The sequence below is a fragment of the Streptomyces sp. 4N509B genome (assembly GCF_052245655.1).
Classification (GTDB): domain Bacteria; phylum Actinomycetota; class Actinomycetes; order Streptomycetales; family Streptomycetaceae; genus Streptomyces.
Genome location: NZ_JBQQBZ010000048.1, coordinates 20,448 through 42,670, shown reverse-complemented (window position 1 = coordinate 42,670; position 22,223 = coordinate 20,448). Strand labels below are relative to the sequence as shown.

The window sequence follows — 22,223 nt, the reverse complement described above, 5'->3', positions numbered from 1 at the left end:
GGGCGGGGTGGGAGTGGCGTAGGGTCAGCCGCAATGTTCGATATCTCGAACGATGACCGGCTTACCAGACGCTCATCACAAAGATAGGCATCGCCTGCACGACGTCAACACCCTCGTCCACGTTTGTTTCAACGAACCTTACGAAAAAATCGCTTTCTCGGACCTGGGGGCAGGCGGCGCCGATCGTCGGGCGCCGACGCGTTGGGGAGGTCACGTGCCGGTCAGGTGCTGGCGCGCGTGACCAGTTCGGTGGGAAGGACCAACGGGTCGGCCTCCTCGCCCGCGACCAGCCGGACGAGCATGCGCGCCGTCTCGCGCCCCAGAGCCTGGATGGGCTGGCGGACCGTGGTCAGCGACGGCTCGGCGATCCGCGCGATGTCCAGGTCGTCGAAGCCCACGACGGCGACGTCACCGGGGACGTCCCGGCCGGCGGAGCGCAGCGCGCGCAGGGCTCCGGCGGCCATGTTGTCGTTGGCGGCGAACACCCCGTCCACGTCCGGGTGCCGCGCCAGGAGATCGGTCATGGCCCGCGCGCCGCTGGGCTCGGTGAAGTCACCGCTCTCCGGGGCCAGCGGCTCCAGCCCGGCCAGGACCAGTGCCTCGCGGTAACCACGGTGGCGCGCCCGGCTCACCCGGGTGTCCCCCGGTCCACAGATCATGGCCACCCGCCGCCGCCCACGGGCGAGCAGGTGCTCCGTGGCCTGACGCGCGCCGCCGACGTTGTCGACGTCCACGTACCACGGCGGGTCGTAGCCCACCGGGCGCCCACCGAACACGACGGGCACCTCGGTCTCCCGGACGATGCCGAGGACGGGATCCTCCTCCCGAACGGCCATGAACATCACGCCGTCGACACCCCGGGCGCGCAGCAGCTCCTCCAGGCGCCGCCGGCTGCGGTCGGAGGCCGCGAGACACAGCATCAGGTGGAGGTCGGCCTCCTCCAGTGCGGCAGACGCGCCGACGATCACCCGGGCGAAGAACGGGTCCGCGAAGATCGACGGCGTCTCCCCGGAGATGACGAGCGCGGCCACACCTCGCTGGCGCGTCACCAGGGCCCGCGCCGTCGGGTTCGGCACGTACCCGAGCTCCCTGATGGCCCGTTGGACCGCCTCGCGCTTGTCGCGGCTGACGTGAGGGGCGTTGTTGAGCACCCGGGAGGCCGCCGAGCGGGAGACGCCGGCACGCTCGGCGACCTCGTCGAGCGTGGGCTGCCGGCGCGGCACGTCTGTCATGGACTGAAGGGCCCTCTCCCTGTGGTCGCCGAACTGGTCATTCCTGGGAGCGCTTCCAGTTTCTGACCCTAGCAGCCCGTCACTTCCGCCTGAAGTGCGGCATCGCGACCCGTCTTGACAGCTCTCACCAGCTACCACACGATGTCCGTGGACCTTCAAGTCACACCCTGCGGTCTGGGAGCGCTCCCAGTTTGATCGGTTTCCGAACGCGCCGCCCGCGCTCGGGACGCCGTAGCACGGCGCCACAGCCCCACGTCGCGGTCTTCAGGACGAGAGCCGCGCGGCGCTTCCCTCCCCACGAATGAGGTACACCCATGCGCAGACTCCTCCACGGGGTGGTGGCAGGACTCCTCGCCCTGCCCCTGTTCCTGGTCTCCTCGCCCACCGCCCAGGCGGCACCCAACCCGCTCGCCATGACGAGCGGCTTCTACGTCGACCCGAACTCCAGCCCCGCGGTCTGGTCAGCCGCCAACCCCGGTGACGGACGCGCGGCCGCGATCCGCGACTCCATCGCCAGCGTCCCCAGCGCCCGATGGTTCGGGTCCTGGAGCGGCGACATCGGCTCCGCCACGAGCTCGTTCGTCGGCGCCGCCGAGTCCGCCGACAAGCTGCCGATCCTCGTCTCCTACAACATGTACGGCCGCGACGCCTGCGGTGGGCACTCCGGGGGCGGAGCCGCGTCCCCGTCCGAGTACGCGAACTGGATCTCCGCGTTCGCCAGGGGCATCGGCAGCAGGCCGGCCGTCGTCATCCTCGAACCCGACGCCCTCGGCGACTACAACTGCATGACCCAGGACCAGATCAACGAGCGCCAGAACATGCTCACCAACGCCCTCACCCAGTTCAGGTCCCAGGCGCCGAACGCCTGGGTCTACCTCGACGCGGGCAACCCCGGCTGGGTCGACGCCTCCACCATGGCCGACCGCCTCCACGCCTCCGGGCTGAGCCTCGCCAGGGGCTTCTCGCTCAACGTCTCGAACTACTTCCCCACCGCCGAGAACGCCTCCTACGCCGGCAGCGTCAACCAGATCCTGAGCCAGCGTCGCGGCTACACCAAGCCGTTCGTCGTGGACACCAGCCGCAACGGCAACGGGTCCAACGGCGAGTGGTGCAACCCCGGCGGCCGCAGGATCGGAACCCCCACCCAGGAGGGTGGCAACGGCGCCGAGATGCTCCTGTGGATCAAGACCCCGGGTGAGTCGGACGGCGACTGCGGTGTCGGAGCGGGCTCCACGGCCGGCCAGTTCCTGCCGGAGGTCGCGTACAAGATGATCTACGGCTACTGACGCCTCACGTCAGCGGTACGGGGTGCCGGCGGGACGCGCCGGCACCCCCCTGCCGGCCACGGCGTCGTGGACGCGAACACCGCCCACGCGCCCCCCTGTTGGGTCGGCCGCCTCGCGTAGCCTGGCGGGATGGAGCTGGCCGGGTTGCTGCTCACGATCGTCGGTACGGTCGCCACGCTGGCGGGGACGTACGTCGCCGTGCGGGAGTACCTCCGCCGGCGAAGCGTCGGGCCGGGGCCGGCCGCGCCGCCGGTGGCCGGGCCGGACGAGGACGGGGACGGGGACGGGGACGAGGCGGCGTACGACGTCTTCGTCGCCTACGGCAGCGGGGACGCCGCGTGGGTACGCGCGTTCGCCGGGCGGCTCGCCGCCCGGGGGGTCCGGGTGGCCTACGACGAACTGCTGGCGCGGCCCGGTGGGGTGCGCGTCCACACGCTGGAGCGCGCGATCCGCGAGGCGGCCCACGGGCTGCTGGTGTTCGGCCCCGGCGTGTGGGACGACGGGTGGGTGCGGCGGGAGTACGCGGCGCTGATGCGGCGGTCGATCGAGAACGAGGCGCAGCGGTTCGTTCCGGTTCTGGTCGGGGACCCCGACGCGCCGCTGGAGCTGCCGGAGTTCGCCGAGGTCCTCTACCCCGCGGACTTCCGGGGCGTCGACGAGGCGACGTACGAGCGGCTGTGTGAGCAGATCAGCCGCGTGGTGCGGGAGGGTCCGGGCTGAGGTCCCCGTCGACCTCCGCCGCGGTCGCTCCGTCGGGCTCGCCGTCGCCGTCGCCGTGGCCGTGGCCTGCCTCCAGCGCCTCCTTCGTCGGTGCCGCCTCCAGCGGGGTGCCCTGCGGGCGGTGGTGCTGGCGGACGGTGGCGATCACCTCCTGGAGACGCTGCCAGGGCATGAACCCGCCCAGCACCGCCGCGTCGCCGGATATGACCTCCGGGACGCGCATGTCCTTGATCTCGGCGACCAGCGCCTGGACGGAGGCGACCTCGGGCCCGAGCAGCTCGGCGAGGCGTTCCAGCTCGGCGACGGCGAGGCCGCGTTCCTCGCGTTCGACCGCGATCTCGATCCGCCGGATCCGGGCGCGGATCTCGGCGTTCTTGACCTCCTCCTCCAGGGTCAGGCGCTGTTGCTGTTCGGCGATGACGCGTTGGCGGATGCGGTCCAGCTCGGGATCCTGGGCGACGGCCAGGCCCATGAGGGTGTCGGAGACGGTGATGCCCCACTCGGACAGGTTCTGGCGGACCCGGGCGGCGAGTTCGGCGCGGATGGTGTCCTGCTGGGTGAGGTACTCCTCCACGGTGCTGGAGGCGGCGACCTCGGTGAGGTAGTTCTCCACGGTGCCGCCGAGGACGCGTTCGACGAACCGCTGGACCGGGCGGGGGTCGTTGACCAGGCCGCCCAGTCCGTGGGCGGTGACCGCGCTGCCGAACTGGCTGACCAGGCGGGGGGCGGCGGAGGCCGGGATCTGGAGGGTCTGGGTGATGTTCACGTTCAGCAGGAAGCCCTGGATGCTGATGACGAGCTGCTCCAGCTCGGCGTCGTAGTTGTCCGCCTCGCCGGGCGTCTTGCGTTTCCACTCCAACGTCAGCAGCCGCGTCGGCATCAGGACGACCCGCACGAACCACGGGTTGAGGGCGTACACCCCGCCCTGCCGCAGCGGCTGCTGCTGCACGCCGCGCCAGCCGAGGCCGGAGAGGAAGGCCCACGGCAGGCGGTAGTTGCTGTGGCCGGGCACCACGGGGCCGATCACGTCGTCGTCCGGCGGCGGCTCGATGCCGTGCAGGGTGACGACCACGCCCACGTATCCGACGGGGATGTTGATGTCCCGCAGGTGGTCGGGGGTCATCCCGTCCTTCCTGCCGGGTCGCAGGTTCTCCGTGGTCAGGACCTCGAAGAGGTCGGGGTGGATGTCGTAGGAGGCGCCGCCGCCCAGGACCGCGAGCTGGCGGCCCTGTTCCCCGCCGCCGAGCAGGAAGGCGTCGCCGTCCTGGAAGTTGTCGCACTCCACGTGCCGGCCGAACGGCTGGTCCGGCGGGCGCAGCCGCCCGACCTTCGCGATGACCAGGCCGACCGTGCCGTCCGGCACGTGGGTGCGGGGGACGACGACCACGGTGAACAGCGCCGGGTTGATGTAGTACGACGCGTCGCCCGGCAGCGTCGCCAGCTGCCGGCCCTGCTCCCCGCCGCCGAGCAGGAAGGCGTCACCGTCCTGGAAGTTGTCGCACTCCACCCGGCGGCCCAGTAGCCGGCCCGAGGGACGCGGGACGCCGTCCAGCGCGGTGACCAGGCCGATCATGCCGGGCGGCACGTCGGTGCGCGGCGCCAGCTCGACGCTGTAGACACCGGGCTTGAGCCAGTACCGGGTGCCCGGCGTCAGGCAGCGGGCCTGCACGCCCCGCGCGTCGCCTGGCACCACCCGCTTGAAGCGCGGGTCCGACGGGTTGCCCCCGACGCGGCGCCGCACCACGCCCACCTTGTCGGCGGGCACCACGACGAAGCCCATCCGTCGGGCGAGGCCACTCTCGGGTTGGAGGGCCGCGGCACCGAGGGCCACGCCGGCCGCCACCAGCACCAGGAGCGCCAGCACGAGAACCATGGCCATCCGTCCTCCTCCTCCGTACGTTCCTCGGTGACTGAACCGCGCTCGGCCCACTCAGCCCGGCCAGGCGAGCAGCCGCTGGTGCAGCGCGCGGACGGTCAGGGACCACTGGTCGTGCCAGTCCTTCTTCGACTCGCTCTGGGGGTTGCGGAGCGTCGGGAAGAAGGCGGGAAAGGCCGCCGGGGCCGACGCCGCGGCGCGGACGAACGTCTCGTAGCGCGGTGACGGGACGTGCGGGGCGTCGTTCCAGCCGTAGGCCTGCGCGAGCGCGGTGAACGCGCGGTGGCCCCGGCCCGTCAGGCGCGAGCGCCGCAGCTGCGCCCGGAACCCGTGGAGGCCGGCCGTGCCGTCCTCGGCCGCGCCCGGCACGAGTCCCGCCCAGGACGCGTCGACGGCGTCGAGCAACGCGTCGGGAAGCGTCCGCGCCAGCCGCGCGGCGTCGGCCCCGAGCGGCCGGACGAATCCGAACTCGTGCCGTCCGGCCTCCTGTAACAGCAGCGTCGTCGTCAACACGTCGGCCTGCTCGACCTCGCCCGCGGCGAGGAGATGCGCGAGCGTGGCCAGGGAGGCGTCGACGGGCGCGCGCACCGCGACGACGGCGGGGTGGCGGCCGGGCCGTGGCGGCGGGTCGAAGGTGGGCACGGGCGGCGGGGGCACGGCCGGCGACGCGGCCCCGCCGGCCAGGGCCGGCGACGGGACGCGCGAACGGGAGTCCCGCACGCGGTCCCGGAGCCGTCGCAGCTGGTGGAGCTCGGACGGGCCCGGCAGCGCGCCACCACGGGCGTCGAAGTACCAGCTGCTGGCCAGCAGGTAGTGCCGCTCGCCCCGGAGCAGGATCGGCAGGAACGGGCGCCCGTGCCGCTGGCCTTCGAGGATGTCGCGGGTGACGTCCTCGGCCGCCTGCGCCTCCGGCGACATCACCACCACGACGGCCAGCGCGCTGGCCAACTGCCGCCGGATGGCCCACACCCAGTCGTCCCCCCAGGTCAGACTCCCGACGGTCCACACCGGCAGCCCGGAGGCGGCCAGGTGGTGGGCCAGCCGGCGGGCGTAGCCCACGTCGGTCCTGGCGTGGCAGATCACGACGCTCGGCTCGGCGGGCGCGGTCAGCGGGCGGGGCGGAGCCTCCCGCACGACGGACAGGTCGTCGGCGGCGTCCTGGCCGTTGCACGGGAGGTGCTCCGGCAGGGGCTCGCCCCGGATGATTCGCGCGAGCAGCGCCACCCGGTCGTCGAACGCGTCGCCGCCGACGGGCAGCCGGCGGAAGTCCATGGGCAGCCGCGTGGCGGCGAACGGCGGCGGCTCGGCGTCGCCGAGCAGGACGGGCACGAGCCGCAGCTCGCGGGTGGTCGACGCCTGGAACAGCGCGGCGTACTCCTGCCGGAGCCACTGCTGGGACAGGGCGGTGGAGCTGAGCACGACGAGCCCGGTGGTGGCGGACCGGATGGCGTCCTCCACCTCGTGGACCACGACGCTGCCCGGCAGCAGCCGGTGACGGTCGCCGAGGGCCTTCACCCCGTGGGCGCGCAGGCGCTCGGTGAGGACGTCGACCCAGTCGGCGTCCTCCGACGCGTACGCCACGTAGGCGTCGGCCATGCCGGGCCCCCTCCCGCAGCTTCGCCGTGGTGTCCCCGCAGCTGACACGCCGCCGGACGTGCCGTCGGTTCCGGGAGCGCGGGGTGTTGTCGAGGGTACCGGTGACGCGGTGTCAGGGGGAGGGCACGGACACGGCACGCGGGGAGACGGGCGACGTGGCCCTACCCGGCCTGCCTCGGCCCGTGGCCTGCCCGCCGACGAGGGACGCCGCCACCGGGACGACGTCGGCCGGGTGATCGACCGCCTCGCCGGGCCGTCACCGGCGCCCGGCGGGGGTGCGGCCCTCCGGCCGAGCCGGTGGCGGGCACCCGCTCGCCTCCTGGCGAGGGGTGTCCTCCCCCGGGCCGTCTACTCCTGCTCCGGCACCTGCCAGGTCACCGGCTCGGTCTGCGCGCCACGGGGCTGGAAGACCAGGACGGACGGGGTGTCCCCCTCGTCCACGAGGTGGATGGAGCACATCGTGACGGTGCCGCCCGGCGGGACCATCTCGTCCGGCAGCCGCTCAGGGCACGGCTCCACGCCCACGCCGTAGACGTCGAGCAGGAGGAGCTGCTGGACCGACTGCCCGCTGACGGTCCGCAGTTCCACGGCCTCCTGGAAGTTGGGGTACACCTCGACCTCGCTGCCGTTGCGGTACTCGACGGTGACGTAGTACGGCACCACGTTCTCGTCGTCCACGTCCCAGTCGCGCAGGTCGTCCATGGTCCCGGCGGCCACGCTCACCGGCGTCGCCCGCAGCGGCACGTTCCGGCTGTCGCTGTCCTGCCACGACGTCTCGACGGCCTCGTCGGCGGCCAGCAGGCTCTCGTCCGCCTCCGCGCCCTCGACGAGCCAGACCAGCGGGGCGGCGTCGGCGTCCGTGTAGGAGACGGAGACCGCCTCCTGTCCCTCGGCCAGCATGAAGATCTGGCAGGCCTCGGCCGTCTCGCCGGCCGCCACCCGCTCCGGGGTGGTCATGTCGCAGCCGCCGGGCGCGGGGGTGTCGCCCCAGCCGCCGAAGAAGGTGAGCCGCTCGGCCGGCTGCCCGTCCCCTCCGTTGACGGAGAGGTTGCGGGCGAGGTCCGCCTCGACCAGCGGCTCGTCTCCGGTCGGGGTGTAGGAGAAGGTGAGGTAGTGGGGGACCATCCGGGCGAGGTCGGCGTCGAGTTGGATGCCGTCGAGGTCGGATACGTCGCCGCGCCCCAGCGCCACGGGGGCGATCTCCACCTCGTGCCCCCGGTCCTCGGGGTCGGTCCAGACGGTCGCCCGGGCGGCGGTGTCCACGGCTATCGGCTCGGGCTCGGCGACCTCCGCGGCCTGTTCGGGACGCTCCTCTGACGCCGACCCCGAGTCGTCGGACCCGCCGCTCCCGCCGCACCCCGCGGCGAGGAGAACGAACGCACCCGCGCTCGCGACACCGGCGATTACTCTGCGCACTCGCACCTGTGATACCTCACGACCCGTTCGATGTTCGTACGACCAACCTGGCGGCAGGTCAGGGCCGTTGCTGTCCCTGCCGCGACCGTGGTTGTCGAAGTTCTGGCCGTAACCCTACGTTGCCGATCATCCGGTCGGCGGTGCGGGGGTGTCGGGACGGCCCCGTGTCGAGCGCGCTCCTCCCGGAGCCCGGCCGGGGTTTCGGGCGTCCGGTCGCCGGACGCGACCGCCGCGACGTCAGGTCTCGGCCCCCTAGACGTGGGCACGCTCTCCCTGGGCTCCGAACAGGGTGAGCACTTCCGCGGGCTCGCTGTCGGCGCTGCCGATCCAGTGCGGCACGCGGGTGTCGAACTCCGCCGCCTCCCCCGGGCCGAGGCGCAGCTCCCTCTCGCCGAGCACGAACAGGACGCGTCCGCTCAGGACGTAGAACCACTCGTATCCCTCGTGGGTCTGCGGGGTCGTCGTGGGGGCGCGTCCCGCGGGTGGGTGGATCACCTTGTACGCCTGGATGCCGCCGGGGCGCCTGGTCAGCGGCAGCATGACCAGCCCGGACCGGCGCACCGGCCGCAGGTGGACGCGGGGGTCGCCGGTCGGCGGCGCCTGCACGAGGTCGTCGAGGGTGACGCCGTGGGCCCGTGCCAGCGGCAGCAGCTGCTCCAGCGTGGGGCGGAGCTTCCCGTTCTCCAGCCGCGAGAGCGTGCTCGACGTGAGGCCGGTCTCGGTGGTCAGCGCCGCCAACGTCGTGCCCCTCGCCCGGCGCAGGGCGCGCAGGCGTGGCCCGACTCCCGCGAGGACGTCCTCGTCCGTTCTCTCCATCCCCGCATTGTGCGGATCCGCAAGTTTTCTTGCAAGAGCGGAACAACGGGGGCGACGCTGTCCGCGGAGGTGACACCCAGTGGTCGAGACACTCACAACAGCCCGGCGGAACGGAACGGTTGGCGTCCGCGAGGCCGGATCACGACGGGCGCGAGGCGCCTGGCTGGCCGTGGCCGCCCTCGTCCTGACGTCCGCGTGTGCGTCGGACGGCGGGCGGACGACGGACGGGCCACCGCGCCCGCCGGCGGCCGAGGCCGGCGCCCCGGCCTTCGACTCCGCCACCCGCGACGACGCGGAGTTCAACCGGCTCTTCCGTCACGAGTTCGCCGACGTCGACGGCGTGCGCATGCACTACGTCACCGGCGGCACGGGCGAGCCGCTGGTCCTGCTGCACGGCTGGCCGCAGTCCTGGTACGCGTGGCGGGGGATCATGCCGGCGCTTGCCGAGCGGTACACGGTCTACGCGCTGGACCTGCCGGGCCTCGGCGACAGCGAGGGAGCGCCGCCCAGCTACGACAAGGCCACCCTCGCCCGGTACGTCCACGGCCTGCTCGCCGACGAGCTGGGCCTGGACGACGTCAACCTCGTCGGGCACGACCTCGGCGCCGGCGTCGGGTTCCGGTACGCCGCGCGGTACCCGGACGAGGTCGCCCGGTACGCCCACCTGGACTATCCCCTGCCGGGCCCCGGACTCAGCGCGGACCAGTACCGGTCGCTGAGCTGGCACCTCGCCTTCCACGACCAGGACGCGTTCCCGGAGGCGCTCGTGACGGACGACGTGCGGGAGTACCTCGCGCTGTTCTTCCCGTACGTCGCCCACGGCGGGGCGAGCTTCGGCGGGTCGGGGGCGCGCTCCCCGTTCACCGAGGAGCAGATCGACGAGTTCGCCCGCACCTACAGCCGGCCGCAGGTCCTGACCGGCGGGTTCGAGCTGTACCGGACGCTTGGTCAGGACGAGCGTGACAACGCCGAGGGCGCGCCGGTCACCGTGCCCACGATGCTCATGACCGCCGAGGGACTGCTCGCGCCCACCCGGGCCACGCTCGAACCCCTGGTGGCGCGCCTCACCCGGGCTGTCGAGGTGCCGGGGGCGGGCCACTGGCTGTCGGAGGAGAACCCGGAGTTCGTCACCGACGAACTGCTGGCGTTCTTCGACGACTGAGCGGTCGGGAGGCCCCGGTCGCCCGCGCGGGCCGGTCGCGGGCCTCCCCCGCCACCCGGCATCCCCGCCACCCGGCACCCTCCGCCACCCGGGCTTTCGGGACGCCGGCTCGGTGGGTCTGCGGGGATTCACGCGCCCCGACCGTAGGGTCGTGCCAGGGAACGCAGGCCGGGCCGCGTCCCGCCTCCTCTCCCCCACGCCGCCACGCCGCAGGAGGTACGACGGTGACGTTGACGCTCTCGCAGGGGCCGCTGTCCGCCACGCCTCCCTCGTCGGTCAACTACGACCTCACCGGCCCCGCCCACCGCCTGTTCCTCCAGGAGTTCCCCCGCCGGGTGCGCGCCGTGGTCAACGGCGAGACCGTGGTGGACACCCGCAGGGGCGCGCTGCTGCACGAGACCGGCCTGCTGCCCCAGCTCTACGTCCCCGCCGAGGACGTCCGTCGCGAGCTGCTGGCGCCCAGTTACCACACCACCTGGTGCCCCTTCAAGGGGCGGGCCAGCTACTGGTCGATCCGCGTCGGCGACCGCCGGACACCGAACGTGGTGTGGTCCTATCCCCGGCCGCGGACGGAGGCCGCGTGGCTGCGCGACCTGCTCGCCCTGTACTGGGACGCGGCCGACGCCTGGTTCGACGAGGAGGAGCAGGTCCACGGCCATCTCCGGGACCCCTACCACCGTGTCGACGTGCGCCGCAGCGGCCGGCACGTGCGCGTGCTGGTCGACGACACGCCCGTCGCCGAGACGACCACCCCCATGCTGCTGTCCGAGACCGGCCTGCCCAACCGCTACTACCTCCCGTCCACCGACGTCCGGCGCAAGGCGCTGAGCGAGAGCGCCACCCGCAGCGTCTGCCCCTACAAGGGCACCGCCACCTACTGGTCGTTCACCGCCGGCGGCCGGCAGGTGCAGGACGTGGCGTGGTCCTATCCCGACCCCCTGGAGAGCGCCCTCAAGGCACGGGGTCACCTGTGCTTCCCCCACGAGACGAGACGGGTGACCGTCGAGGTCGACGGGGAGCCGCTGCGCTGAGGAGCGCCGACGGCCGTTGGGTGGTCCGGCCGTCCCCCGGTTGGTGTGACGGGGCGTGGTGGAGGACCCAGTCGGTGGCGGAGGTGTGGGTGGGTCGCCAGTCGAGGTCGGTTCTGGCGGCCTCGCCGCGGACGCGGCTGTGGGATCCGAGGGCGTGGACGGCTGGTTCGTGGCCCCACTCGGCGATCGCCGTCTCGATTCCTCGGAGTTCAGGAGAAGCCGTAGCGGGTGTAGCGCCGCAGGTGGCGCCGGCGCACGGTGCGCAGTCCGCACGCCTCCCCCACGCCGCCGCCCTCCTCAGCCATCATCATCACCACGAGGAGCCCGTAGCCGCTCAGCCATCGGCCGACCGACCGCCAGAAGCCGGGCCGCCCACCGTCGACCACCCGGACCACCCGCAGGCCCCACAGCAGCTTGCCGACGCTGGCGCGCAGCAGCCACATGCCGAGGACGTGGTTGAGGAAGGAGACGGCCAGCGCGCAGCCGAGGAACGGCAGCACGTACCCCAGGATGTCGAGGTCCTCCACCGCGAAAGCCCGCGCGCCGACGATCCCGACGCCGAGCGTGACCAGGAGGTCGGTGGTCGTCGCGAGCAGCAGCCACCCCTCGTCGGCCTCTTCCGGTATCACTGACACGGCCCCTCTCCCGATCACGGTTCGACGCGGGGAATCTACGGCGCGGACGCCGACGGTTCGATGCCGGTCGCGTCACGGGACCGCGACAGCCGCCGGCCGATGGAGCCGCCGGCTGGCGGGCCGTCACCGGCACCGCCCGTACCGCGGGCGCGCCCCGTCGCCCGCCGCTGACGGGGCGGGACCTGACCGGTCCGGCGGGGACCGGAGCGCGCCGCGCCGTGAAGCGGTCAGAGACTGGTGAGCAGCCCGTCGAGGGGAGCGGGCACGCGGTCGGGGTCCAGGGCCTCGACGAGGACGCGGCCGTAGTGGATCTTGCGCCCCTTCTTCGTGCCGAAGAAGCGCCGCAGCCGCTGCTGCGAGGTGCGGTCCCGCTGCGCGGGCTGGCGCAGGAAGGTCTGTAGGGCGCGCAGGTCGCCCTCCGCCCGGACGAGCTCCTCCACCCGCGTCTCGCCCAGCGCGCGGATCAGCTCGTCCTCCAGGTCGGCCGCGCACACGAAGAACCCCTGCGGCGCGGCGCCGGCCCGTTCCCAGCCGCGCGTGTAGAAGCGACGCTCCGCCTCGTCGCACAGCCCCGCCAGACGCAGGTCCAGGCCGGGCGGACCCAGGAGGCCGGCGAAGCGCCCGACGCTCATCGCACCGCCCATCGCCAGGACACAGACGCCCTCGGCCTCCAGGTCGCGGCCACGGCGGGCGGCCAGCGCGCTGACCGCCGCCACGTCGCTCGGCCCCTCGAGCAGGACCACCGCTCGGACGGACAGCCCCGTGGCCAGCTCACGGGCGAGGTCGCCGGAGCCGCCGGCCGCCCAGGTGGTGACCGCTTCCCGGAACGCCCCCATGCCAGTCATGTGACGAGTCTGCCCCTTCTCCGCCCGCCTCGGCAGATCATTTCCGCGACTTCTCCTTTCGCCCGAGAACGCGAAACTTTCCCGCCCGAGTGCCGCGAGAGATGGAAGAATGACGGCGTAGTGGAGGGCGACGCGTGTGAGCTGGGCTCGTGCCGGTGATCGTGGGCACGGCCCGGCCGCCCACGGCGAGGGAGGGCGATCATGGCGGAGGAACGGCCGGGGGCGTCGGAGGCGACGGAGGAGTCGGAGGCGACGGCGTCGGCGACGACGGGGAGGGTTCCCGGGGGTGACACGCGGCGGCCGGTCACCATCGCGTACATCGCCGAGTCGGCGGGCGTCTCGGTACCCACCGTCTCGAAGGTGATCAACGGCAGGTCGGGCGTGTCCGACGACACCCGGGCCCGCGTCGAGGCCCTGGTCAACGAGTACGGGTACCGCAAGCCCTCGGGCAGCCGGAACAACGTCGTGGAGCTCGTCTTCCGCGAGCTGGAGAGCATGTGGGCGGTGGAGATCATCCGCGGCGTCGAGCAGGTGGCCCGCGAGCAACGGGTCGGCGTCATGGTCTCCGAGTTCGGCCTCCACGACTCGACCGCCATGTCCATGGACGACACGGTCGGGCGCCGGCCACGGTGCGTGCTGTCGGTGGCGCAGCTGTCCGAGGCCGAGCGGGAGCAGCTGACGGCCAGGGGCATCCCGTTCGTCGTCTTCGATCCGACGGCCGAGCTCCCCGACGACGTCCCGTTCGTGGGGGCGACGAACTGGCGGGGCGGCCAGTCGGCGACGCGACACCTGGTCGCGTTGGGGCACCGGCGCATCGCCATGATCAGCGGGCCCGAGCAGGTGCTGTGCTGCCGTGCGCGGCTGGCCGGCTACCGCTCCGCGTTGGACGAGGCCGGCCTTCCGCTGGAGCCCGACCTCGTCGTGCGCGTCCCGCTCACGCGGGCCGACGGTTACGCCGCGGCGCGCACCCTGCTGTCGCGTCCCGACCGGCCGACGGCGATCTTCGCCGCGAACGACCTCCAGGCGTTGGGCGTCTACCAGGCCGCGCGTGAGATCGGGCTGGGCGTTCCGCAGGACCTGAGCGTCGTGGGCTTCGACGACCTGCCGGTCGTCGCCTGGGTGGACCCGCCCCTGACCACCGTCCACCAGCCCCTGACCGAGATGGCGGTCGCGGCCACGGAGCTGGCGCTGGCTCTCGGCCGGGGCGAGCGGGCGCCCCAGCTCGGGCTGGAGATCGCGACGACGCTCGTCGTCCGGGAGAGCACCGCGCCGCCGAAGGACTGAACGCGCCTCGGGCGGAGCTCCCCGACGGGCGAGTGCCAGCGGGCATGGCCTGGCCCCGCCCGGCGGGGACGGGTCGGTGCTACCGGGCGTGTGCCGGGGCGGGCGCGGGCCGGGGGTCGGCTGGGGTCACCACCTGGGGGGCACGTCCGAGCCGAATCCGCCGCCCGCGGGACGCTTCTCGAAGTGCAGGTGGGGGCCGAAGGCGTTTCCGGTCGAACCCACCTCGCCGATCTTCTGTCCGGCCTCGACGTGACCGCTGGTCACGGCTCGCTGGGAGAGGTGGCAGTACCAGAAGTCGAACTGCCTGGTCCTCAGGACGAGGTAGTTGCCGTAGCTGCGGTCGGTTCCGGAACGGATGGTGCCGCCGCGCACGGCCACGCAGTTCGCGCCGTTCGGGGCCGCGTAGTCGGCGCCCGTGTGGTAGCCGAGGCTCCAGTGCGGGCCCTTCTTGCGGTATGCGGTGGTCGCGCTGTGTCCCGGCACCGGGGAGGAGACGCGCTTAGCCATGATTCACTCCTCGCGGGAATGGTTTTCAGTTGTTTCCTGCGGATACTGGGCCGTGGTCCGGCTGGCCCATACCTTCCACGATGACGAGGCGCGTCCGAGTTCGCAAACAGGTGATTCACGCTTCATCCAGTTCGGCGGGAAGAGTGTGCGGAGGCTTCCCGTTTCGGGGACACCGCTTTTCGGAGACCTCGCCATTCGAGGGCGCCATTCGCGGAAGCGGTTCGCGGACGCCTTTCGAGGGTTCCGCCTTTCGGGGACCCCGCTCGCGACGTGGCGCTCTCTCTTCCACACTGACCCCATGCTCACGTCTGACCTCCTCCGCGACAGCGCGGACCTCGCCGAGGTCGCCGCGGGGAACCGGCGCGTCCACGCGCCCGAGAACTCCGAGTCGGTCGGGCTGGTCCAGCAGGCCCTGGTGGCCACCGGCTTCCCGCTGCCCGAGTTCGGCGTGGACCGGGCGTTCGGCACGGAGACGGGGACGGCCGTCAGCGCGTTCAAGACAGACCGCGGACTCCAGCCCTCCGACCCCGTCGTCGGCACCGGGACCATCACCCGGCTGGACGCGGAGCTCGCCTACCTGGAGGGCCTGGACCCACCCGCCGCGCGCACCGACGTCAAACGGCTGACCGGCGAGCCCTTCACCGCGGGTGTCGTGGAGGTCCTCCACCCGGACCTCGACATCACGAGCAGGGTCCTGGACTTCTTCGAGCTCGGCGACCGCATCTGCTTCTCCATGTCGATGGCCGTGCTCGACGCGCCCCAGCTCGCCAGCTTCGTCGGACGCTTCGTGGAGCCGCACATCACCAAGGACTTCTGCACGCGCAGTGGCCCCTGCGGCGCCGACGACTTCTTCGACATCATCAACAGCCCCGCCCCCTACACGGCGTTCCTGCGCGCGCACAACCCCGGGATCAGCCCGTCGGTCGTGGACGCCGTGGGGGCCGGCGTGCGGCCGGACATCCTCAGCCACCGCCCGGAGCGGCAGGCCGAGTGGTACGAGATCAAGCCCCTCTCCCCCGGCGGCGTCTCCGAGGGCATCGGCAAGGGGGTCCGGCTCCGGTCCGGCTACGAGGGCAACGGCTTCCCCTACCGCCCGGGGAAGCTGTACACCCCGAGCGGACTGATCACGCTGGGCGAGTTCGTGACCCCGGAGGGCGAGCGGATCGAGGTCTCGATCGAGCCCCGCCGCCTGCTGCCCGGGCTGATCTTCTACCGCTTCTGCGTCAGCGGCGACTTCGTCAGCTACTTCAACCGGGTGCGCCTGGCCGCCGGAATCCTGGCCATCCTGGCGGCCCTGGCGCCCGAGCTGCTGGCGGCCGCCGCCACGGCCGAGGAGGTCGCCGCCTTCGTCCAGCTGGTCCGCTCCATCGCCGCCGGCCTCGGACTCGCCCTGCCGGCGCTCAGCCGGGCCCTGTAGCGGCCGGCCGGGCCCTGTGGCGGCTCCTTCCGCGCGGCTCGTCAGCGCGGCTCCCCATCGTCTGTCTCTCAGCGCCTCAGCTCAGCATCGTCTCCCACAGCTCGCCGGCGGCGAACGGCCGCAGCGGGTTGGCGGGATCGCGGCGCAGGCGGCGGACCACGACCTTGCGGCCGAGGGTGCCGAGGGCGACGTCGAGGGTGGCGTCGTCGAGCGCCACCGCCGCGAGCCGGCCGCAGGTGCTGTACGGGACCGTCCCTCCGGTGTCGACGCCCGGCAGGGTCCACGTCAGGCCGTTCCACGCCGACCACACCAGCTCGCCGTGCGCGGTGACCGCGACGGCCACCAGCAGGTCGCCCACGCTCAGCAGGCGCAGCGCGACGGGCCGGGCCGCCGCGTCGGTCTGCGGCAGGGAGAAGGCCAGGCTCCAGGCCTCGGGGGTCCCGTGGTCGGCGTGGTCGCGCACCAGGTGGCTGACCGTGCCGTCGCGGCCGGCGACGAGCAGGTGCAGTCGACCCTGGTGGTGCGCGGCGCGCACGCCGAGGCGGGGGTCGAGCAGGGCGGCGTTCGGCACGGTCTCGGTCGTCCAGCCCGTGGCGGGCTTCCAGTGCGTCCACCGGCACGCGTCGTTCTCGTCGATCGCGAAGACGTCGAGCGCGTCCGGGTCGTGCGGGGAGGCCAGGGCGGTCAGGTCGGTGCCCGGGGCCGTCGAGAAGCCGTGGGTGATCGGGCCGGTGTGGGCGGCCCAGTCGGTGTCCTGCGGCGCCCACCAGGTGGTGACGACCTCGTGGTGGGTGTTGACGAAGAACACGTCCAGCTGGCCCGGCCGCCGGCTGACGGCCGCCACTGGGGAACGGGGGCGCGCGGGCATGGTGGGGTTGAGGGTCCAGGGGTGCTCGGTCCACTCCCCCTGCGGGTTCGCCCACGCGGTCCACAGGCTGCCGTCGACGCCCGTGCCGAACAGGTCGACGTGGTCCGGCGCCCGGGACACCGCGGCGGCGGAGGCCGTGTCGAACCACCGGCCGTAGCCGACGTCGCCGACGCCCATCGCGCCGGGCCCGCCCATGCCGCCGCCCCAGCGGTCCCAGCGGTTGACGTCGGCCTCGTACTGGGTCCACACCACGACGCCGGGGCGCACCGCGAACAGCGCCGGCCCGCGCGGTGGGTAGGGGGTCATCACCAGCGCCCCGGGGTCCTCGGGGTGGGCCGGATCGGGCACCCGTGCCGCGTCGTAGTCGATCCTGAGGACGAGCCCGTTCCGCGTCGGCCCCACGGGCAGCTGGGAGCTGGAGATCTCCCCGCCCTGCGGGGTTCTGCGGTCCGGGTTGTACCAGGCGAACTGGAAGGCGACGGAGCCGAGGTCGGCCCACTGGCCCTCCGTCGGATCGGACCACCGCGACGGGGGCGGCAGCGCCAGGCGGCGTCCGGCCTCGTCGTAGACGTGCGGCTGGACGCCACCCGGGTCGACGATCCACATCGCGATGTCGGGGAACTTCCTGGCGAGGTCCGCGATCTCCACCGGCCAGCAGTAGACGCCCGGCCGGTAGCCGCCGGCGAGGATCTCCTGCCGCCAGGCCCCCAGGTAGGACGGGAAGGCGCGCTGGTTCATGAAGCCGCCGAGTTCCAGGTCCAGGTAGAGCGTGGCGTCGGCCTCGATCTCGGAGGCCCGCGCCCGCCGCACGTGGCGGCGGCCGTCGTCCGCTCCGTTGGCCGCCGTCCAGTCCGGGTTGGCGTGCGCGTGGCCCGACGGGCCGATGAACTGCCGCGCGAAGACCAGCGGGGCCAGACCCCAGCCCTCGGAGCGGTAGTACCGCCAGCCGGAGACGGCGGGAACGCGCCCGCGCGGCCGGGTCCAGTCGGTGTCCGACTCCTGTCTGGCGTCGTGTCCCAGGTAGAAGCCGGCCCAGCGCAGGTTGGTGTGCGCGAGCATGGCGCGCATCTGTGCGTCGCCGTGCCCGCCGTCGAGTCCCGGCGGTGTCATCCGGTCGAATCCCGCGTACACGTCGTGCCTCCTCGCGAGGGCCGGGCGCGGCCGTCAGTGGCGCCGTCCGCCACCGTCGCGCCCGCCGTCACGGTGACGGTCGCCCTACCGGTCGTGGTCGTGGTCGTGGTGCTCGCCGTCGAACTCGACGACGTCGGAGTAGAGCAGCCGGAGTTCGGCCGGGTCGAACGGGTCCGCGCCGGTGTCCGTCCGCAGACCCTCCGTCTCCCAGACCACGAGACGGAGGTCTCCGTGCCCCGCCAGGTGCTCGGCGGCCACGGGCAGCTGCCCGGTGAAGACCGCCGTGCCCCCCGCGATGTCCTCCCGCGGCAGCTCGACCCGGCTCTCGGGGATCTCCTCCCAGCCCACGTCGCGGTCGCGGACGCCCGGGAGGGGACGTTCCAGGAACGCCACCGCCCGCGGGGCGCCGTTCGGGCCGGGCACGGAGGAGGGGCCCTCCAGGCGCACCTCCACGCTGACCAGGTCGGGGTGGGCGGGGAGGACCGACCGTCCGCGGTCGTGACGGCCGCGTCCGTGTCCGCCGCCGGCCTCGTGCTCCGACAGGACGTCGTCCTCGCCCATCGGGGTCAGGGTCAGCACGCGGTCCGGCAGCAGCCGCACGGTCTCGGACAGCACGACGGGCGACAGGTGGTGGAGGTCGAGCGACTTCGGCTGGTACCGGGCCAGGGCCAGCCGCACGAAGGGCTGGTACGTCGTGCCGCCCTCGATGTCGACATCGCAGTACCAGCGCTCGGTCGTCGGGTCGAAGCGGGGCTTGTAGCCGACGACGGTGACGGTCGTGGCGCCGGTGTCGGTGGGCAGGATCACCCCCCTGACCACCTTGTCGGCTCCCGGGAACGCGGCGGCCGTGAGGGGGGTGACGGCGGCGGACTCGTGGACGGGGTCGCGGCCCACCAGCGTGACGGAGGCCAGTTCGGCGGGCTGCGGGCCCCCGGCCTGCTCGCCGAGCAGCACGCCGAGCAGCTCGCCCTCGCCCGAGGAGTACCACGGTCGCGACAGGTAGACGCGCAGCCCGCCACCCGGGCGGCGCCGCACGATCGTGCCCCTGGCGCCCTCGACCTGTTCGACGGCCAGGGTGGGCACGCAGTACTCCAGGAGGGGGGCGTCGGGCCGGGCGCTGCTGAGGACGGCGTGCTCGGCCGGGTCGCCCCGAACGGACAGCGCCTCGGGGTCCTCGGCGAACTCCGGCGGGAAGAACTCCGCGAAGGACGAGGCGCCCACGGCCCGGTAGCGCACCGTGCGGTGCCGGGTGTCGCCGAACTCGTGCCGGGCGGGGATCGACGGCCTGTCGGCCTCGGCGGCGTGGGTGTCGAACATCAGGGTGTCGCCGTCGAGCCGGTAGGGCTGCTGCTCGTCCGCGAGGTCGGGCCTGGGCCGGACGGCGGTGACCGGCAGGCTGAAGACGGCCTCGGACCGCTCCCTCCTCACCGGCGGTTCCGGGCCCTCGTCGGTGACGTCGGTCCACTCGGCGACGACGTCGATCCGTTGGGTGCTTCCGGGGTGCAGCTCCACCGTGCCGGACAGGTGTTCGGCCGTGGCGCCCGGCGGCCGGTGCGGGTCGTCCGGCGGGATCGTGAGGGCGGGGCGTGTCAGGGGCCGTTGCAGGGCGTGGACCAGGGTGATCTCCTGCCAGGGCGTCAGCATCCAGTGCCGGCTCCGCGCCATCGCCTCGCGGACCTGCTCCAGCCGGGCGTCGCCCTCCCCGAGCCGGTGGCGGCACAGGTGCAACGCGCCGAACAGCGCCTCCTCACCGGGCTCGCCCGCGTCCACCAGGGAGGACATCCGCACGGTGTGGACGGTGCCCTTCGGCAGCGGCACGGTCAGCACGCGGGCGCGCTCGTCGAAGTGGCGTCGTCCCTCCCCCTCGACGATCCGCAGCCGCAACGACTTCGGCTGGTGCCAGACCTCGCCGTCCCAGCGGGTGGTGAACGGCTCGTCCGGGTCGTCCGGCAGGCCGACGAGGACGACCCCGACGGAGGAGGGGTCGGCGAGGTAGCCGACGCTGGCCTGTTCTCCGGTGTGCAGCACGTAGTGCCCCTCGGCGGGCCGCTCCCCGCCCTCGGGCAGGGCGACCGGGTACGGCACGCGTTCGACGCCCGGCAGCGAGGGGTCGTCCAGGGTGCCGCTCTCCCGGACGGCCAGCTCGTAGGCCGCCTGCCGCCGGTTCTCGTCGCGGGAGCTCATGTCCTCGTCGAGCATGCCGTGGCGTTCGACGCACTCCAGGGACGCCTTGGGGGCGACGAGGTGCCGCTCGTCCGACGCCCGGTAGGGCGGGTGGTCGCCGCGGTCCACCTGGGGGAGCTGGTTGAACTCGGCCGCGTACCGTTCGGCGGACAGCTCGGCGGTGCTGCGGACCACCATGCGGTAGGCGGCCTCGGACTCGTTGAAGCGCAGGCGCGGGACCGCCTCCGGGTGGGGCACCGGGTCGTAGCGCCGGAAGACCAGCGGCTCGCCGGGCGGGTTGACCAGCTGGGCGGCGGCCGGGTCGTCGCCGAGGGAGGCGAGCAGCGCGTCGGCCTCCTCCCGCGTCAGGCCGTTGCCCGCGAGGTCGACGGTGCGCATCCGCAGGCGGTAGGCGCGGCCGTAGCGCAGCCGGGGCAGGGAGCCGGGGTGGACGGCGGTCTCGATGCTCAGCGGCAGCTCGACCTCCGGGGGCGGGCCGGTGGGGGGAGTCCCCAGGTCCTCCTCCGGCGTGTCGTCGGGGGTGCCGGCGGCGGTCAGGTACTTCCCCGGACGGGGAGCGGACAGCGAGAAGCCGTCCCAGGTGACGAACTGCTCGTGGAGGTGGACGACGTCCGACATGCCCGGCCGGGAGAGGAGGGTGTCCTGGAAGAGGCCCTCGTCGGTGACCGTGGCGATCGGGTCGTCGGCGCTGCCGTCCGGGCCGGCGTAGGTGACGTCCCGCTCGTGCAGCGAGAACCATCGGCCGAGGCCGTCGTCGAAGACGTCCAGGCGGTGCCCGCGGACCAGGTCCTCGGCGGTGAGCTTCACCAGCGGGCCCTCGCCGTCCGGGCCGGCCTGGTCGAGCGTGCTGGCGTTGTCGGCGGCGCGCGTGAGGTCGGCGTGCAGGGCCGTGGCGCGGCCGTTGCGGACCAGCGAGATGCCCTTGGTGCGCAGGGCGGGAGGCGGCTGGTCCCCGGCTCCGGCGCCGGCGCCGGGCTGCTGCGGGGCGGGCTCTCCGGGAACGGGCTCTCCGGGCGTGGCCTCCCCGATGAAGGGCTCGGTGGGGGGCGGTTCTGCCGGGGGCTCGACCGGAGGCGGCTCGGCCGGGGGTTCGGCCGGCGGTTCAGCCGGGGGCGGCTCGCCGGGGGGCGCCTGGTCGACGGCCCCCTCCCGTGCCGCCGCCGCGGCGGCGGCGATCTCCGCGGCGGCCGTCTTCAGGGCGGCGCCGTCGATGTCGGTCTGCTCCAGGGAGAACATGCCCTCGGCGTCCTCGGGGCCCTCGGGCAGCGCCGCCAGCCCACGCGCCGGCGGCGCCAGGGGGTCGGCCCCGCCGGCCGCCGCGCCGAAGAGGCCGGCGTCGCGACTGTGGACGAGGACCGTGCCCGGTCGCAGGTTCCGGGTCGCGTCGAGGTGCGGGGTCCAGACGGGCCGCAGCCGCAGGACGTGTACTCCCGCGCCCTCCGGGAGGGAGTCGGCGGGCAGCTGGAAGTCCAGCACCAGGCCGAGGCGGCGCATCAGGAAGGGGTGGTCGCCGAGCACGGAGAGCATGCGGTGGAAGTCGATCCGCTCCCGCTGGGTGAGGGGCTCCGGCCCGCTCGGCGCGGCGATCCCGGGGCGCTCGGGCGGCGCCTCGTGGAAGGCGAGCTGCTGGTCGCGCGTGGTCATGCCGCCGAACGCCATCGGGCCGGTGGGTTCTCCCTCCGGGGCCAGCGCGGAGGCCATGAGGCCCCGCAGCTCGCCCATGCCGGCCGCCGTCATCGACGCCCGCGGGCCGGCCATCATGCTCGCGGTGGGCATCTCGCTCGGGGAGTCGGCCGCGAGCCCCGCCAGGCCGCTCTGGTTCTCCCTGGCGGCGGCGGCCGCCGGATAGGTGGCGTAGCGCTGGGCCGTCGGGTCGTCGGGTTCGAAGGAGTCCACGGGGGTGGCCCGGCCGAAGAGGCGACGCCACGTCGCCCCGTCCGGCCGGACGTCGCCGGACGGGGCGGCCTCGACGGACGGGGCGGCCTCGGCGCCCTCGGTGTCGAGGACGTCGAACCGGAAGGTGATGTCGGTCAGCGTGCGGGGCCAGTCGTGGAAGTCGGCGAACGGGTCGAGGGTGTCCGCCTCGTCGGACCGCAGCCGGGGAGCGACGAGGACCGACACCCGAGGGCTCCCGTCCGCTCGGCCCAGGCCGGCGGGAAGCGAGGTCCACTGGACGTCCTGCGTGGTGGTCATGGGTGAGCTCCTCCGGGTCTTCCG

At 73.6% G+C, this 22,223-nt stretch carries 16 protein-coding genes; 6 read left to right on the top strand and 10 right to left on the bottom strand.

The annotated features are described in order from the left end of the window. Window positions 1–221: 221 nt before the first annotated feature. Window positions 222–1,232, bottom strand: a complete 1,011-nt coding sequence (locus tag ACTWP5_RS29050; RefSeq protein WP_443224132.1) for a LacI family DNA-binding transcriptional regulator — start codon at window positions 1,230–1,232, stop codon at window positions 222–224. A gap of 314 nt (window positions 1,233–1,546) precedes the next feature. On the opposite strand from ACTWP5_RS29050, the gene ACTWP5_RS29045 reads away from it, so the two are divergent. Both ACTWP5_RS29045 and ACTWP5_RS29040 read left to right on the top strand, forming a co-directional pair. Continuing rightward, a complete protein-coding gene (locus ACTWP5_RS29045) occupies window positions 1,547–2,518 on the top strand; it encodes a glycoside hydrolase family 6 protein (RefSeq protein WP_443224131.1) in 972 nt (323 codons plus the stop codon). Window positions 2,519–2,647: 129 nt separating this feature from the next. Beyond that, a complete protein-coding gene (locus tag ACTWP5_RS29040) occupies window positions 2,648–3,238 on the top strand; it encodes a toll/interleukin-1 receptor domain-containing protein (RefSeq protein WP_443224130.1) in 591 nt (196 codons plus the stop codon). Here ACTWP5_RS29040 and ACTWP5_RS29035 read toward each other — a convergent pair. The 4 genes from ACTWP5_RS29035 to ACTWP5_RS29020 all read right to left on the bottom strand — a co-directional run bounded on the left by ACTWP5_RS29035 (window position 3,207) and on the right by ACTWP5_RS29020 (window position 8,942). After that, window positions 3,207–5,117, bottom strand: coding sequence for an SPFH domain-containing protein (locus ACTWP5_RS29035; RefSeq protein WP_443224129.1), 1,911 nt, complete (start codon window positions 5,115–5,117; stop codon window positions 3,207–3,209). The two genes, ACTWP5_RS29040 and ACTWP5_RS29035, sit on opposite strands and share 32 nt — an antisense overlap. A 51-nt stretch (window positions 5,118–5,168) precedes the next feature. Then, window positions 5,169–6,710 (bottom strand): toll/interleukin-1 receptor domain-containing protein, encoded by a 1,542-nt coding sequence (locus tag ACTWP5_RS29030; protein ID WP_443224128.1) that lies wholly within the window; start codon window positions 6,708–6,710, stop codon window positions 5,169–5,171. 348 nt (window positions 6,711–7,058) lie between these two features. Further along, window positions 7,059–8,126 (bottom strand): hypothetical protein, encoded by a 1,068-nt coding sequence (locus ACTWP5_RS29025; RefSeq protein WP_443224127.1) that lies wholly within the window; start codon window positions 8,124–8,126, stop codon window positions 7,059–7,061. A gap of 252 nt (window positions 8,127–8,378) precedes the next feature. Beyond that, window positions 8,379–8,942: a cupin domain-containing protein gene (locus tag ACTWP5_RS29020; protein WP_443224126.1), complete on the bottom strand. Its 564-nt coding sequence runs from the start codon at window positions 8,940–8,942 to the stop codon at window positions 8,379–8,381. Between the two features lie 169 nt (window positions 8,943–9,111). Here ACTWP5_RS29020 and ACTWP5_RS29015 point away from each other — a divergent pair, with 169 nt between their 5' ends. Both ACTWP5_RS29015 and ACTWP5_RS29010 read left to right on the top strand, forming a co-directional pair. Beyond that, window positions 9,112–10,104, top strand: coding sequence for an alpha/beta fold hydrolase (locus ACTWP5_RS29015; RefSeq protein WP_443224125.1), 993 nt, complete (start codon window positions 9,112–9,114; stop codon window positions 10,102–10,104). A gap of 224 nt (window positions 10,105–10,328) precedes the next feature. Next, window positions 10,329–11,135, top strand: a complete 807-nt coding sequence (locus tag ACTWP5_RS29010; protein ID WP_443224124.1) for a DUF427 domain-containing protein — start codon at window positions 10,329–10,331, stop codon at window positions 11,133–11,135. Window positions 11,136–11,344: 209 nt separating this feature from the next. Here ACTWP5_RS29010 and ACTWP5_RS29005 read toward each other — a convergent pair whose 3' ends face one another. After that, window positions 11,345–11,770: an RDD family protein gene (locus ACTWP5_RS29005; RefSeq protein WP_443224123.1), complete on the bottom strand. Its 426-nt coding sequence runs from the start codon at window positions 11,768–11,770 to the stop codon at window positions 11,345–11,347. A gap of 227 nt (window positions 11,771–11,997) precedes the next feature. Further along, window positions 11,998–12,615, bottom strand: coding sequence for a TOPRIM nucleotidyl transferase/hydrolase domain-containing protein (locus tag ACTWP5_RS29000; protein ID WP_443224122.1), 618 nt, complete (start codon window positions 12,613–12,615; stop codon window positions 11,998–12,000). A 201-nt stretch (window positions 12,616–12,816) separates the two neighbouring features. Here ACTWP5_RS29000 and ACTWP5_RS28995 point away from each other — a divergent pair, with 201 nt between their 5' ends. After that, complete coding sequence (locus ACTWP5_RS28995; RefSeq protein WP_443224121.1) at window positions 12,817–13,899, top strand: LacI family DNA-binding transcriptional regulator; 1,083 nt, start codon at window positions 12,817–12,819, stop codon at window positions 13,897–13,899. A 126-nt stretch (window positions 13,900–14,025) separates the two neighbouring features. Here ACTWP5_RS28995 and ACTWP5_RS28990 read toward each other — a convergent pair whose 3' ends face one another. Next, complete coding sequence (locus tag ACTWP5_RS28990) at window positions 14,026–14,406, bottom strand: M23 family metallopeptidase (RefSeq protein WP_443224120.1); 381 nt, start codon at window positions 14,404–14,406, stop codon at window positions 14,026–14,028. A 298-nt stretch (window positions 14,407–14,704) separates the two neighbouring features. Here ACTWP5_RS28990 and ACTWP5_RS28985 point away from each other — a divergent pair, with 298 nt between their 5' ends. After that, window positions 14,705–15,823, top strand: coding sequence for a peptidoglycan-binding domain-containing protein (locus ACTWP5_RS28985; RefSeq protein ID WP_443224119.1), 1,119 nt, complete (start codon window positions 14,705–14,707; stop codon window positions 15,821–15,823). Window positions 15,824–15,899: 76 nt separating this feature from the next. Here the strand turns inward: ACTWP5_RS28985 and ACTWP5_RS28980 are convergent, their stop codons facing one another. Together ACTWP5_RS28980 and ACTWP5_RS28975 are read right to left on the bottom strand one after the other, a co-directional pair. Next, window positions 15,900–17,822, bottom strand: a complete 1,923-nt coding sequence (locus tag ACTWP5_RS28980) for a glycoside hydrolase domain-containing protein (RefSeq protein WP_443224118.1) — start codon at window positions 17,820–17,822, stop codon at window positions 15,900–15,902. Window positions 17,823–17,906: 84 nt separating this feature from the next. Beyond that, window positions 17,907–22,199, bottom strand: coding sequence for a hypothetical protein (locus tag ACTWP5_RS28975; RefSeq protein WP_443224117.1), 4,293 nt, complete (start codon window positions 22,197–22,199; stop codon window positions 17,907–17,909). Window positions 22,200–22,223: the final 24 nt, after the last annotated feature.